A 12,296-nucleotide genomic window follows, 5' to 3' on the forward strand; every position below is an offset into this window, starting at 1 on the left:
AACCCCAGTGTGTTAAGCAAAAGTATTACGCCGCAATCAGTTCAGGTAAGGGGACCAGGACGGTTCTCTGACTTCGCCTTGAGCGGTAGGAAGTGGGAGCCTCACGCGGCCATTAAGCGACACGAGCATCAAGACTCCCCGGCCCTGCTGGCGGGTGGCGTAGATTAGCATGGTGCCGTTTGGCGCAACAGTGGGAGACTCATCAAGACTTGTTTCAGACAGAATCTTTACACTTCCGCGCTGCAAGTCTTGTGCCGCCACTTTGAAGTTGGTGAAACCCTGCTGGCGATGGATCATCACCAGGGTCTTTTCATCCGCCGAAAGTTTCGGGTTGGCGTTGTAGTTGCCCACGAACGTCACGCGCTCGGCGCCACCACCGCTGACCGACTGTTTGTAGATCTGCGGCTTGCCGCCACGGTCGGAGGTGAAGTACAGGGTGTTGCCATCCTTGCCCCAGAACGGCTCGGTATTGATACCGGGGCCGGCGGTGACACGGCTGATCTGGCGCGAAGCCACGTTCATCACGTAGATGTCCGGGTTGCCGTCCTTGGACAGCACGAACGCCAGGCGCGAACCATCAGGCGACCAGGCCGGCGCACCGTTCAGGCCCTCGAAGTTGGTGACCTGCTCGCGGCGACCGGTATCGATGTGCTGGATGAAGATGCGTGGGCGCTTCTGCTCGAACGAGACGTAGGCGATACGCTTGCCATCCGGGGCGAAACGCGGCGACAGGATCGGCTCGCGCGACTGCAGCAGGGTCACTGCACGGGCACCGTCGTAGTCCGAACGCTGCAGGGTGTAGCGGGTGTTGTTGGTCGAGAAGCGCTCGGCGGTCACGTACAGCATGCGGGTGGAGAACGCACCCTTGATGCCGGTGAGCTTCTCGAACGACTGGTCGGCGATGTAGTGCGACATGTCGCGCAGCTGGTCAGCGGTGCCCGCGACGCTACCGGTCAGCACTTGCTGCTCGGTGGCGACGTTGAACAGCGCGTACTGCACCTGCAGGCGGCCGCCCGACGGCACGATGCTGCCGACCATCACGTACTGGGCACCGAGGGCTTTCCAGTCACGGAAGATGACTTCGCTGGCCTGGGTCGGCTGGCTGATCATGTTCTGGCGCGGAATCGGCGAATAGTAGCCCGAGTTGCGCAGGTCGTTGCCGATGATGTCGGCCATGTCTTCCGGCAGTACGCTGCCACCCTGCAGACCGAACGGCACTACCGCGATGGGCGTGGCCCGATCGCTGCCGCTGGTGACCAGGATGTTCTTTTCCTCTGCCATGGCCATGCCAGCCACGCAGCAGAGCATGACCAGCATTCCTCGAAGGAGTTTAATCACAACGCTAGATCCTCAGGTGTAAATGTCATCTTGAACGAACGATAACGATTGAAATCGCTCGGTTTCATACCCTGCATTTCAGTCAGGCGACCAATGTTCTTGACCGCAGCCACCGCCGAACTATCAAACGGACCGTCACCACTGGAACGGGTCACGCTGACACCGGTGATGGTGCCGTCCGGCAACATGCTTACCTGCAGGGTCACCGTCATGCCCTTGCGCGCGGAAGGCGGTCGTGCCCAGCCCTCGGCCGCGCGCATGCGGATCAGGTCGTCGAAGTCGCCGGCCACCTGGTCACCTTGCTCGTCAGCCAGGGCCTGCTGCCGTTCGGTGGTGTCGGACAAGAGCTCGGCCAGGGCCTGGGCTTTCTTGTCTTCCGCCGCCTTGCGGGCCGCTTCCTGTGCCTTTTTCTTCTGGGCGTCTGCAGCGGCCTTTTTCTTGGCCTCTTCAGCTGCCTTCTTCTTCGCTTCCTCGGCCGCCGCGGCTTTCTTCTTGGCGTCCTCGGCTGCTTTCTTCTTCGCGTCCTCGGCGGCCTTTTTCTTGGCTTCCTCGGCAGCTTGTTTCTTGGCTTCTTCCTCGGCCTGCTTCTTGGCCTCTTCTTCAGCCTTCTTCTTGGCGATGTCGGCCTGCTGCTTCTCGGCGGCCTTCTTCGCCTCCTCGGCCTTCTTGGACTCCGCGGCTTTCTTGGCTTCGGCGGCCTTGGCGGCCTCTTCGGCCTTTTTCGCCTCGGCGGCTTCGCGGGCTTCCTCGGCCTTTTGAGCGGCGTCGGCTTTCTTTTGTTCCGCGGCCTTGACGGCCTCCTGCTCTACCTTCTTCTGCTCCAGCTGCTCGACTTCGGTCTGGCGCGAGGCGGTTTTCTTCGCCTCCCCGGCAATCTTCTGATTGGTCTGGGTGGTCGCCTGGCTCTTGGACTTGAGCTGGTACAGAGTAGCCTGAACGATCGGCTTGGAAGGCGGCAGCTCTGGCGTCATGGCAAAACTGACGAACAGCAGCGCGAACACCAGCACATGCAGGCCGATGGCCCAGACACTGGGCCAGAAGTAGCTTTCCGAGGCGGATGGCTCTCGCTGTTGCATCAGGGCGCCTCGGTAATCAGGCCAACGTTACCGACACCGGCCTTCTGCAACCCGCCCATGGCACCCATGACCGCGCCGTAGTCGACAGCCTTGTCGCCACGAATGAAGACCTGGGTCTGCTTGCCCTGGTCGCGACCGGCAGCGATGATCTTGGTCACCGCGCTGGTCATATCGGGCAAGGTCATGGCCTTGTCCATCTGTTTGTCGGTATCGACTTCGCTGCCAAGGTTCCAGTAGTAGGTCTTGTCGGCCTTGATCGAAATGGTGAGGATCTGGACGTTGTTGTCCTGCGGCAAGGCTTCGCTGGAAACCTTGGGCAGGTCGACCTTCACGCCCTGGTTGAGCATGGGGGCCGTCACCATGAAGATGACCAGCAGCACCAGCATCACGTCGATGTAGGGCACCACGTTCATCTCGGCGACCGGCTTGCGTTTGTGGCGAACTCGGGCCATGGGCTTCTACCTGATTACTCTTCGCTGGTGTGCACTTTGCGGTGCAGGATCGCCTGGAACTCGTCGGCGAAGGTGTAGTAACGGCCGATCAGCACTTCGCTGCGGGCAGCGAAACGGTTGTAGGCGATGACCGCAGGGATGGCCGCGAACAGGCCGATGGCGGTGGCGATCAGCGCTTCGGCGATACCCGGTGCAACGGTGGCCAGGGTGGCCTGCTGGGCGCTGGCCAGGCCGCGGAAGGAGTTCATGATGCCCCAGACGGTACCGAACAGGCCGATGTACGGGCTGGTGGAACCGACGGTGGCCAGGAACGGCAGGCTTTGCTCGAGTTTTTCTTCCTCGCGCGAGATGGCCACGCGCATGGCACGGCCAACACCTTCCATGACGGCATCAGGGTCGACGCCCGGCTGCTGGCGCAGGCGCGAGAATTCCTTGAAGCCGGCACGGAAGACCTGCTCCACACCCGAATCCGGGTCCGGGTTGCTGCCTGCCTGACGGTACAGCTTGGACAGGTCGATGCCCGACCAGAAGCGTTCCTCGAAGGCATCCAGCGCACGACGACCGGCGCGCAGCATGGTGCTGCGCTGAAAGATCATGATCCATGAAGTGACCGAGGCGGCCACCAGGGTCAGCATTACCAGCTGTACCACCACGCTGGCATTGCTGACCAGACTCCACATGGAGGTATGGTCGACGACGTTAGCTTCCACGCTTATTCTCCTGCGTTCGATTGAGTACCCGAGCCGTCTGCCACAAAGGCGTCGCGCAGCTCCGGGGGTATGGCTCGGGGTTTGAAAGTGTCGGCGCGTACGGCGGCCACCAGGAACTGCCCTTCGCAGAGCAGCGTTTCATCCTTTTCTCGCCAGACCTGCTGCACGAAACGCAGGCTGGCGCGATTGAGTTCAAGTACTTGCGCGGTCACCCGGAGTTCATCGTCCAGGCGCGCCGGCGCGTGATAGCGCGCTTCGCTGGAGTGGACCACGAACAACAGGTTCTCCCCGGCCAGTTGCTGCTGGGAAAAGCCCAGGTGCCGCAGCCGCTCGGTACGCGCGCGCTCCATGAATTTCAGGTAGTTGACGTAATACACCACGCCACCGGCATCGGTATCTTCGTAATAGACGCGACAACGGTGTGCGAAAGGTTCAAGGCCATTTTGCGCGCGCATACTCTAGTGCTTACTCCTCAGCTTGCCAATCCGCTGCGGCAACTGTTTTTCAATCATTAATGTCGTATTGCCAGTGCACCCGTGGCATGCCAGCGGTAGGACCACGAAAAGCGGGTTTCGATCTGTCATTCATCGCCTGCTTCGGAAAAACCTGCGCCATCGCCCAGGCGCCCCGGAACATTCAGGCCAAAGTGCAGGTAGGCATGCCGGGTGACCACACGGCCACGCGGCGTGCGCATGATATAGCCTTGCTGGATCAGGTACGGCTCGAGCACATCCTCGATGGTGTGACGCTCTTCGCTGATCGCCGCCGCCAGGTTGTCGACCCCCACCGGGCCGCCGTCGAACTTCTCGATCATGGTCAACAGCAGGCGCCGGTCGGAATGATCGAAACCGCGCTCGTCGACATCCAGCAGGTTCAGCGCCATGTCGGCCACCGCCTTGGTGATCTGCCCCTTGCCGCGCACTTCGGCATAGTCGCGCACACGGCGCAGCAGGCGGTTGGCGATACGCGGCGTGCCCCGGGCGCGGCGGGCGATCTCGTAGGCGCCCTGGTCCTCGATGGCCAGGCCGAGAATGCCGGCCGAACGGCTGACGATGGTCGCCAGGTCCTTGTCGCTGTAGAACTCCAGGCGCTGGACGATGCCGAAGCGGTCGCGCAAAGGGTTGGTGAGCATGCCGGCGCGGGTGGTGGCACCGACCAGGGTGAACGGTGGCAGGTCGAGCTTGATCGAGCGCGCCGCCGGCCCTTCGCCGATCATGATGTCGAGCTGGAAGTCTTCCATGGCCGGGTACAGCACCTCTTCGACCACCGGCGAAAGCCGGTGGATCTCATCGATGAACAGCACATCGTGGGGTTCGAGGTTGGTCAGCATGGCGGCCAGGTCGCCCGGGCGCTCCAGGATCGGCCCGGAGGTGCTCTTGACCGACACACCCATCTCCTGGGCGATGATGTTGGCCAGGGTGGTCTTGCCCAACCCGGGCGGGCCGAAGATCAGGGTGTGGTCGAGCGACTCGTGGCGACCGCGCGCGGCCTGGATGAACAGCGCCATCTGCTCGCGCACCACCGGCTGGCCGATGTAATCATCCAGGCGCAGCGGGCGGATCGCACGGTCCTGGACTTCTTCACGGTCGCGGCCACTGGCGGCGATCAGGCGGTCGGCTTCGATCACTTGGCGATCATCCCTTTGAGGCTGCTGCGGATCAGGTCTTCACTGCTCATGCCGGCCTTGTCCTTGATGGCAGCCACCGCCTTGCTCGCTTCCTGGGGCTTGTAGCCCAGGGATACCAGGGCGCTGACGGCGTCGGCCTCGGCCGTGGAGGCGCTGCTGACCGGCACCGGGCCATCGGACACCAGGGTGAACATGGCCGGGGAGGTTTCCCAGGCCTTGAAACGGTCCTTGAGCTCGACCAGCAGGCGCTCGGCGGTCTTCTTGCCCACGCCAGGCACACGCACCAGCGCCGAAGTGTCCTGGGCCTGCACGCAACGCACCAGTTCGTCGGCCTCGAGGCCCGACATCAGCGCCAGCGCCAGCTTCGGGCCGACGCCATTGAGCCGGATCAGCTCACGGAACAGTTCGCGCTCGCGCTTTTCATGGAAGCCGTACAGCAGGTGGGCATCCTCGCGCACCACCAGATGGGTGTGCACGGTCACGGTTTCGCCGACCTTGGGCAGGCGATACAGGGTGGTCATGGGCACTTCGAGCTCGTAGCCAACGCCGTTGACGTCGATAACCAGGTGTGGCGGCTGCTTTTCCGCCAGGGTGCCGCGCAAACGTCCAATCACGTTCCGATCCTTCCTCTCGGGGCCGGTCAAAGACCGGTCAACCCTATCAGCAAATGCAACGGGTGAACGCGCCACCCGGACAAAAAATGTATCAGCGCATGAAGTGCGCTACAGACGCAAGCGCCCGCCGCGTCGCCGCGCCGTGGCCAGGCCGTGGGGCACCAGGCTGGAGCGGGTATGGGCATGGCACAGGGCGATGGCCAGGGCGTCGGAGGCGTCGATCTGTGGTTTCTGGGTGAGCTTGAGCAGGTGCATGACCATCAGCATCACCTGCTCCTTGTTGGCGCCACCGCTGCCGGCGACGGCCTGCTTGACCTGGCTTGCGCTGTACTCGGCGATTTCCAGGCCAGCCTCGGCGGCGGCGACGATGGCCGCACCGCGCGCCTGGCCGAGCTTGAGCGCGGAGTCGGCGTTGCGGGCCATGAACACCCGTTCGATGCCCATGGTGACCGGCTCATGGGTGCGTATGATTTCGCTGACACCGCGAAAAACGATCTGCAAGCGCTCGTGCAACTCGCCGGCACCGGTGCGGATACAACCCGACGCCACGTACTCGCAACCACGCGCGGTCTGGCGCACCACGCCATAACCGGTGATGCGCGAGCCGGGGTCGATACCAAGAATCAGAGTCATAACGCCTGTCGTATAGGGAGATGCTTTAAAGCCGGAGCTCGATTCAAGGCCATTGGGGCCGCTGCACGCCCCATCGCCGGCAAGCCGGCTCCCACAAGTCATTGTGGGAGCCGGCTTGCCGGCGATGGGCTGCACAGCAGCCCCAATTACAATCGTGCTGGCGACACCTTAGCCGAGTTTTTCCATGATCTCGTCGGAAATCTGCGCATTGGAGTAGACGTTTTGCACGTCGTCCAAGTCTTCGAGCATGTCGATCAGCTTGAGCACCTTCTCGGCACCTTCCTGGTCCAGCTCGGCGCTGGTGGTCGGCTGCATGACGATCTCGGCGTCGGCGGCCTTGAAGCCCGCCTCTTCCAGCGCATTGCGCACGGCATAGAAGCTGTTGAACGAGGTGAACACCTCGAACGAACCGTCTTCGTTGGCGACCACGTCGTCGGCATCGGCTTCCATCGCCGCTTCCATCAACGCATCTTCGTCAACGCCCGGTGCAAAGCTGATCTGCCCCTTGCGCTCGAACAGGTAAGCCACCGAACCATCGGTACCGAGGTTACCGCCACATTTGGTGAAGGCATGGCGCACGGCAGCGGCGGTACGGTTGCGGTTGTCGGTCATGGCCTCGACCATGATCGCCACGCCGCCCGGGCCGTAGCCTTCGTAGCTCAGCTCTTCGACGTTGTCGCTTTCGTTGGTGCCAGCACCCCGGGCCACGGCGCGATCGATGATGTCGCGGCTCATATTGGCGCCCAGGGCCTTGTCCAGCGCCAGGCGCAGGCGCGGGTTGGAGGTCGGATCGCCACCGCCCTGCTTGGCGGCAACGGTCAGCTCACGGATCCACTTGGTGAAGATCTTGCCTCTCTTGGCATCCTGGCGCTCTTTGCGGTGCTTGATGTTCGCCCACTTGGAATGACCAGCCATAACAACTCCAAATCCTTGAAACACAAACAGTTACGCCCCAAACGGGGCGCAACGACAAATTCCTGCGCCGTAACGCAAAGGCGCATCCATGTGGATGCGCCCGGGGTCCGCTTACTCGACCTTGGTCTGTTCGCGCAGGCGGATGTGCAGCTCACGCAGGGCCTTGGCGTCGACCATGCCTGGGGCCTGGGTCATGACGCACGCAGCGCTCTGGGTTTTCGGGAAGGCGATCACTTCACGGATCGACTGGGCGCCGGTCATCAGCATGACCAGGCGGTCCAGGCCAAAGGCCAGGCCACCGTGGGGCGGTGCACCGAACTTCAGCGCATCGAGCAGGAAGCCGAACTTCTCTTCCTGTTCCGCCGCCTCGATGCCCAGCAGGCGGAATACTGCCTGCTGCATCTCTTTACGGTGGATACGGATCGAACCGCCGCCCAGCTCGGTGCCGTTGAGCACCATGTCGTAGGCACGGGACAGGGCGGTGGCCGGGTTGGCCTCGAGCTCTTGCGGGCTGCACTTGGGTGCGGTGAACGGGTGGTGCAGGGCAGTGAAGCTGCCGTCTTCGTTCTCTTCGAACATCGGGAAGTCGACGACCCACATCGGCGCCCACTCGCAGGTCAGCAGCTCGAAGTCGTGGCCCAGGCGGATACGCAGCGCGCCCAGCGCTTCGCTGACCACCTTGAACTTGTCGGCACCGAAGAACACGATGTCGCCGTCTACGGCGCCAACGCGGTCGAGGATGTTGTTGAGGTTGGCCTCAGGGATGTTCTTGACGATCGGCGACTGCAGGCCTTCGACACCCTTGGCGCGCTCGTTGACCTTGATGTAGGCCAGGCCCTTGGCACCGTAGATGCCGACGAACTTGGTGTACTCGTCGATCTTGCTGCGCGGCATGCTGGCGCCGCCCGGCAGGCGCAGCGCGGTGACGCGGCACTTCGGATCGTTGGCAGGGCCTGCGAACACCTTGAAGTCGACGTCCTTGAGCTGATCGGCAACGTCCACCAGCTCCAGCGGAATGCGCAGGTCCGGCTTGTCGGAGCCGTAGCGGCGCATGGCTTCTTCGAAAGTCATGTGCGGGAATTCGCCGAACTCCAGGTCCAACACTTCCTTGAACAGCTTGCGGATCATGCTTTCGGTCAGGCCCATGATCTCGCTTTCATCGAGGAAGCTGGTCTCGATGTCGATCTGGGTGAATTCCGGCTGGCGATCGGCACGCAGGTCTTCGTCACGGAAGCACTTGGCGATCTGGTAGTAGCGGTCGAAGCCGGCGACCATCAGCAGTTGCTTGAACAGCTGTGGCGACTGCGGCAGGGCGAAGAAGCTGCCCGCGTGGGTACGGCTCGGCACCAGGTAGTCGCGCGCGCCTTCCGGCGTTGCACGGGTCAGGATCGGCGTTTCGACGTCGAGGAAGCCGTTTTCGTCGAGGAAGCGGCGGATGCTGCTGGTGATGCGCGAGCGCAGGCGCAGCTTGTCGGCCATTTCCGGGCGACGCAGGTCGATGAAGCGGTAGCGCAGGCGAGTTTCCTCACCGACGTCGGAGTATTCGTTGAGCGGGAACGGCGGGGTTTCCGCTTCGTTGAGCACGTTCAGCTGGTAGCCGAGAATCTCGATGGCACCGGAGGCCATGTTGGCGTTGACAGCACCATCGGGGCGCTTGCGCACCTTGCCGGTGATCTGCACGACGTACTCGCTGCGCACGCGGTCGGCGGCGGCGAAGGTTTCGGCGCGGTCCGGGTCGAACACGACCTGGGCCATGCCCTCGCGGTCACGGATGTCGAGGAAGATCACCCCGCCGTGGTCGCGGCGACGATGGACCCAGCCGCAAAGGGTGACTTCCTGGCCGTCCAGGCTCTCGTTCAGTTGGCCGCAATAATGGCTGCGCATCATGATGGTGGTTTCGCTTCTCGTGATTCGTGTATTCGGTGGAGGCCTTGCCCAGAGGGTTAATACTGCAAGACCCAGCTACTGCAATTCAACTCAGTCGGCCTTGTCGCCGCCTGCCAGATTCTTTTTTGCCCCGGTCTTGAAGTCGGTTTCGTACCAGCCGTTGCCGCTCAGGCGAAAACCTGGGACCGACAGCAGCTTCTTCAATGCCGGCGCTTCACAGGCCGGGCAATCGGTCAGCGGGGCGGCGCTGATCTTCTGCAGCACCTCCATCTGGTGATTGCAGGAAGCACATTGATAGTCATAAAGGGGCATGGATGTCTCTCGTCAACCACAACGCGGGCTGCCTGGGCAGCAAAAAGCGAGATTATATATGGTTAACAGGCACTGCGCAGCCCGCCCGGCGATCAGCGTGCACTTGGCGGGTCGAGCAGCCAGGCGACACAGATCACCCGGATCAGCCCGCTGAAGTTGCGCACCCCGCCCTGGCGCAGGTGCACCTCACGGTCCACGTAGGAGAGCACGGCGCTGACCGAGCACTGATTGGCCTCGGCAATGCGTTCGAGGATGCCCCAGTAGACGCCTTCCAGCCGCAGGCAGGTGGAAAACCCGTTGAGCCGCACCGAACGCGATACCGGCTGAACCTGCACCATGTCGAAATCTGCCTTGAACGGATCGATGCACTGCTTGCCTGGCCAGCATCCCAGGCCTATCCGTCGCTTGTTCGCTTGCATACTACGCCCCACTCACTGACTACCACCAACTTCCCTGCAGCGCATGCAGGGACCCTGGGGCGAATCAAGCGCGCACGGGCGCATTCAAAGCAGCGGCAAAGCCTTCCTGTACAAACGAAAAAGCCCGGCCGAAGAGCATTCGGCCGGGCTTTTGGGGGCTACCTACAACAGCTTCGGACTATTGCCCCTTGAGCAGCACTCGCAGCATCCAGGCGGTTTTCTCGTGCACCTGCATGCGCTGGGTCAGCAGGTCGGCGGTAGGCTCATCGCTGACCTTGTCCACCACCGGGAAAATGCTGCGCGCCGTGCGCACCACGGCTTCCTGCCCATCCACCAGCTGGCGAATCATCTCTTCGGCAGCCGGCACCCCCTCTTCTTCCTTGATGGAAGAGTGGCGCGCATAAAAGGCATAAGACCCCGGCGCCGGGAAGCCCAGGGTGCGAATGCGCTCGGCGATCGAGTCGACGGCCAGCGCCAGTTCGTTGTACTGCTCCTCGAACATCAGGTGCAGGGTGCGGAACGACGGACCTTCGACGTTCCAGTGGAAGTTGTGGGTTTTCAGATACAGCACATAGGTATCCGACAACAGGCGGGAAAGCCCTTCGGCGATGGACTTGCGATCTTCTTCACTGATACCGATATCGATTGCCATGAAGTTCCCCTTTGCATTGGGCTTGATGATCAAGCAGGCCTGACACACTGTATCAACACTTTGCCCAACCCGCCCATGACCCAGCGCAAGCGAACGCCATCGGCCCCCTCGGTTTGAGAAGGGCCCGGCTTTGCTGTTAAATAGGCACGGTGCCACCCGTGCGGACTGTTATTGCCGGGTGCATAGGCTGGCGTACCGCGTGATCGCGTTCTACACCTCATGCGCACCGCGTTGCCAGCTCTTCCTGTGATCGGCCTTATCAACTGCGAGCCAACCCATGTTCAAGATCGTCCACCTGGTGACGGGCGTTGCGGCTTTGCTGCTCTCGCTCATACCCAGCCTGAAAACCGATGCGACACCCTTCCTGCAGCAACCCGACGCGGTCTACCTGGCCCTGCTCGGCCTGCTCAACCTGCTGCTGGCCCCGGTCGTGCCCCTGTATTACCGCGGTGCACGCCAGCAGCTGCAGCACCTGGCCTGCGCCCTTTTGGTGGTGGCCGTGGTACTGCAGACACTGACCCTGCTCGCCCGCCCGGAAATGGGCAACCTGGCCGCCCTGGTGTGTGCCACCCTGGCCGTGGCCCTGCACCTGGCGGCCGGCTTTGCCCGCGCCAGCCGTAAGGTGCGCAGCAGCTCGAACGCCTCCCAGGACGCCGGCCAGCGGGATACCGGCACCGTGAAGTGGTTCAACACCTCCAAGGGCTTCGGCTTCATTTCGCGCGATTCGGGTGACGATATCTTCGTTCACTTTCGCGCCATTCGCGGCGAAGGCCACCGCATCCTGGTCGAAGGCCAGCGCGTGGAGTTTTCGGTCATGCACCGTGACAAGGGCCTTCAGGCCGAAGACGTGGTCGCGGTGAATCGCCGCTGACCACAGCCAGCCCTGGGGCTCCCCAGGGCTACCCTCCCCCCCTCAGTAATGCGGCGGCGGCGCCTCTTCCCCTTCACTGCCGTACTGGCCGACCATCTCCTCATAACGCTTGATCAGCTCGGCCATCTGCAATTGCAGGCGATCGATCACCTGCCCCTGCTCGGCCACCACATCATTGAGCGCTTGAATGGTGTCGTCCTGAAACGCCTGGCGGGTTTCCAGTTCGATGATGCGCGATTCCAGCGACATGTCAGGCCTCCTGGTAATCGTTTTCAAGCAGCGCACGCAGGCGCGCGCGAATCGCCTCCACCTGCTCCGGCGCATAGGCCAGCGCAGGCACCTTGCCCCACACCGGTGCAGGCCAGGCAGCGTCATGCTGGTGACGAACGATCACGTGCATGTGCATCTGGCTGACCACGTTGCCCAGGGTGGCAACGTTCATCTTGTCGGCGGCGAACTCGCGCTTGAGTGCTTCGGCCAGATAAGTGGTTTCTTTCCACAACTGCGCCTGGTCTTCCTGGCTCAAGTCGAACAACTCACTTGCACCTGGGCGCTTGGGCACCAGGATGAACCAGGGATAGTTGGCATCCTTGCTCAGCAGCAGCCGGCACAACGGAAAATCACCCAGTACCAGGGAATCCTGCTGCAAACGAGAATCCATCAAAAACACGGTAAACCTCCATCAAGCAAAACCGCCCGTGACTACGGGAGCATGGCCGCAAGGATACCCTGCTGCGCGGTTTCAGTTCAGCAATCGATGAAGGCTGCACAGTGGCGGTAACACAACGCT

16 protein-coding genes are annotated in these 12,296 nt (G+C 62.3%); 1 reads left to right on the top strand and 15 read right to left on the bottom strand.

Annotated elements, in window-relative coordinates; all coding sequences use genetic code 11:
- Window positions 1-36: 36 nt before the first annotated feature.
- The 13 genes from tolB to L6D75_RS14225 form a co-directional block, all read right to left on the bottom strand.
- On the bottom strand, window positions 37-1,308 hold the full coding sequence (gene tolB, locus L6D75_RS14165; RefSeq protein WP_371871921.1) for a Tol-Pal system beta propeller repeat protein TolB: 1,272 nt from the start codon (window positions 1,306-1,308) through the stop codon (window positions 37-39).
- A 26-nt stretch (window positions 1,309-1,334) separates the two neighbouring features.
- Complete coding sequence (tolA, locus tag L6D75_RS14170) at window positions 1,335-2,414, bottom strand: cell envelope integrity protein TolA (protein WP_176511595.1); 1,080 nt, start codon at window positions 2,412-2,414, stop codon at window positions 1,335-1,337.
- Window positions 2,414-2,866 (bottom strand): protein TolR, encoded by a 453-nt coding sequence (gene tolR, locus L6D75_RS14175; protein ID WP_008090221.1) that lies wholly within the window; start codon window positions 2,864-2,866, stop codon window positions 2,414-2,416. The genes tolA and tolR overlap by 1 nt, the downstream gene beginning before the upstream one ends.
- Window positions 2,867-2,880: 14 nt before the next feature.
- Window positions 2,881-3,576 carry a protein TolQ gene (gene tolQ, locus L6D75_RS14180; protein WP_010952367.1) on the bottom strand — a complete coding sequence of 232 codons (696 nt, stop codon included), beginning with the start codon at window positions 3,574-3,576 and terminating at the stop codon, window positions 2,881-2,883.
- A 2-nt stretch (window positions 3,577-3,578) separates the two neighbouring features.
- A complete protein-coding gene (gene ybgC / locus L6D75_RS14185) occupies window positions 3,579-4,031 on the bottom strand; it encodes a tol-pal system-associated acyl-CoA thioesterase (RefSeq protein ID WP_054902638.1) in 453 nt (150 codons plus the stop codon).
- A gap of 125 nt (window positions 4,032-4,156) precedes the next feature.
- A complete protein-coding gene (gene ruvB, locus L6D75_RS14190; protein WP_176511594.1) occupies window positions 4,157-5,203 on the bottom strand; it encodes a Holliday junction branch migration DNA helicase RuvB in 1,047 nt (348 codons plus the stop codon).
- The gene (ruvA, locus tag L6D75_RS14195) at window positions 5,200-5,817 is read right to left on the bottom strand and encodes a Holliday junction branch migration protein RuvA (RefSeq protein WP_176511593.1); all 618 of its coding nucleotides are present in this window, start codon (window positions 5,815-5,817) and stop codon (window positions 5,200-5,202) included. The genes ruvB and ruvA overlap by 4 nt, the downstream gene beginning before the upstream one ends.
- A 108-nt stretch (window positions 5,818-5,925) precedes the next feature.
- Complete coding sequence (gene ruvC, locus L6D75_RS14200; RefSeq protein WP_176511592.1) at window positions 5,926-6,450, bottom strand: crossover junction endodeoxyribonuclease RuvC; 525 nt, start codon at window positions 6,448-6,450, stop codon at window positions 5,926-5,928.
- A 168-nt stretch (window positions 6,451-6,618) separates the two neighbouring features.
- Entirely contained in the window at window positions 6,619-7,365 is a 747-nt protein-coding gene (locus tag L6D75_RS14205; protein WP_176511591.1) for a YebC/PmpR family DNA-binding transcriptional regulator, read from the bottom strand.
- Between the two features lie 111 nt (window positions 7,366-7,476).
- Window positions 7,477-9,252, bottom strand: a complete 1,776-nt coding sequence (aspS, locus tag L6D75_RS14210; RefSeq protein ID WP_176511590.1) for an aspartate--tRNA ligase — start codon at window positions 9,250-9,252, stop codon at window positions 7,477-7,479.
- A 90-nt stretch (window positions 9,253-9,342) separates the two neighbouring features.
- Complete coding sequence (locus tag L6D75_RS14215; protein WP_176511589.1) at window positions 9,343-9,564, bottom strand: FmdB family zinc ribbon protein; 222 nt, start codon at window positions 9,562-9,564, stop codon at window positions 9,343-9,345.
- Between the two features lie 92 nt (window positions 9,565-9,656).
- The gene (locus tag L6D75_RS14220; RefSeq protein ID WP_176511588.1) at window positions 9,657-9,983 is read right to left on the bottom strand and encodes a ribbon-helix-helix domain-containing protein; all 327 of its coding nucleotides are present in this window, start codon (window positions 9,981-9,983) and stop codon (window positions 9,657-9,659) included.
- A gap of 178 nt (window positions 9,984-10,161) precedes the next feature.
- Window positions 10,162-10,635: a Dps family protein gene (locus tag L6D75_RS14225; protein ID WP_176511587.1), complete on the bottom strand. Its 474-nt coding sequence runs from the start codon at window positions 10,633-10,635 to the stop codon at window positions 10,162-10,164.
- A 277-nt stretch (window positions 10,636-10,912) separates the two neighbouring features.
- Here L6D75_RS14225 and L6D75_RS27320 point away from each other — a divergent pair, with 277 nt between their 5' ends.
- Entirely contained in the window at window positions 10,913-11,506 is a 594-nt protein-coding gene (locus tag L6D75_RS27320) for a cold-shock protein (RefSeq protein ID WP_176511586.1), read from the top strand.
- A gap of 42 nt (window positions 11,507-11,548) precedes the next feature.
- On the opposite strand, the gene L6D75_RS14235 is transcribed toward L6D75_RS27320, so the two are convergent.
- Both L6D75_RS14235 and L6D75_RS14240 read right to left on the bottom strand, forming a co-directional pair.
- Window positions 11,549-11,755, bottom strand: coding sequence for a SlyX family protein (locus tag L6D75_RS14235; protein ID WP_176511585.1), 207 nt, complete (start codon window positions 11,753-11,755; stop codon window positions 11,549-11,551).
- A 1-nt stretch (window position 11,756) separates the two neighbouring features.
- Window positions 11,757-12,176 (bottom strand): HIT family protein, encoded by a 420-nt coding sequence (locus L6D75_RS14240; protein WP_176511584.1) that lies wholly within the window; start codon window positions 12,174-12,176, stop codon window positions 11,757-11,759.
- Between the last annotated feature and the right edge of the window lie 120 nt (window positions 12,177-12,296).

The sequence above is a fragment of the Pseudomonas faucium genome, assembly GCF_021602585.1.
Taxonomy (GTDB): domain Bacteria; phylum Pseudomonadota; class Gammaproteobacteria; order Pseudomonadales; family Pseudomonadaceae; genus Aquipseudomonas; species Aquipseudomonas faucium.

What these genes read in the sequence shown, in the direction of transcription:
- tolB (WP_371871921.1), bottom strand. Translation starts at nt 1,308, where the DNA reads ATGCTCTGCTGCGTGGCTGGCATGGCCATGGCAGAGGAAAAGAACATC.
- tolA (WP_176511595.1), bottom strand. Translation starts at nt 2,414, where the DNA reads ATGCAACAGCGAGAGCCATCCGCCTCGGAAAGCTACTTCTGGCCCAGT.
- tolR (WP_008090221.1), bottom strand. Translation starts at nt 2,866, where the DNA reads ATGGCCCGAGTTCGCCACAAACGCAAGCCGGTCGCCGAGATGAACGTG.
- ybgC (WP_054902638.1), bottom strand. Translation starts at nt 4,031, where the DNA reads ATGCGCGCGCAAAATGGCCTTGAACCTTTCGCACACCGTTGTCGCGTC.
- ruvC (WP_176511592.1), bottom strand. Translation starts at nt 6,450, where the DNA reads ATGACTCTGATTCTTGGTATCGACCCCGGCTCGCGCATCACCGGTTAT.
- L6D75_RS14205 (WP_176511591.1), bottom strand. Translation starts at nt 7,365, where the DNA reads ATGGCTGGTCATTCCAAGTGGGCGAACATCAAGCACCGCAAAGAGCGC.
- aspS (WP_176511590.1), bottom strand. Translation starts at nt 9,252, where the DNA reads ATGATGCGCAGCCATTATTGCGGCCAACTGAACGAGAGCCTGGACGGC.
- L6D75_RS14215 (WP_176511589.1), bottom strand. Translation starts at nt 9,564, where the DNA reads ATGCCCCTTTATGACTATCAATGTGCTTCCTGCAATCACCAGATGGAG.
- L6D75_RS14220 (WP_176511588.1), bottom strand. Translation starts at nt 9,983, where the DNA reads ATGCAAGCGAACAAGCGACGGATAGGCCTGGGATGCTGGCCAGGCAAG.
- L6D75_RS14225 (WP_176511587.1), bottom strand. Translation starts at nt 10,635, where the DNA reads ATGGCAATCGATATCGGTATCAGTGAAGAAGATCGCAAGTCCATCGCC.
- L6D75_RS27320 (WP_176511586.1), top strand. Translation starts at nt 10,913, where the DNA reads ATGTTCAAGATCGTCCACCTGGTGACGGGCGTTGCGGCTTTGCTGCTC.
- L6D75_RS14235 (WP_176511585.1), bottom strand. Translation starts at nt 11,755, where the DNA reads ATGTCGCTGGAATCGCGCATCATCGAACTGGAAACCCGCCAGGCGTTT.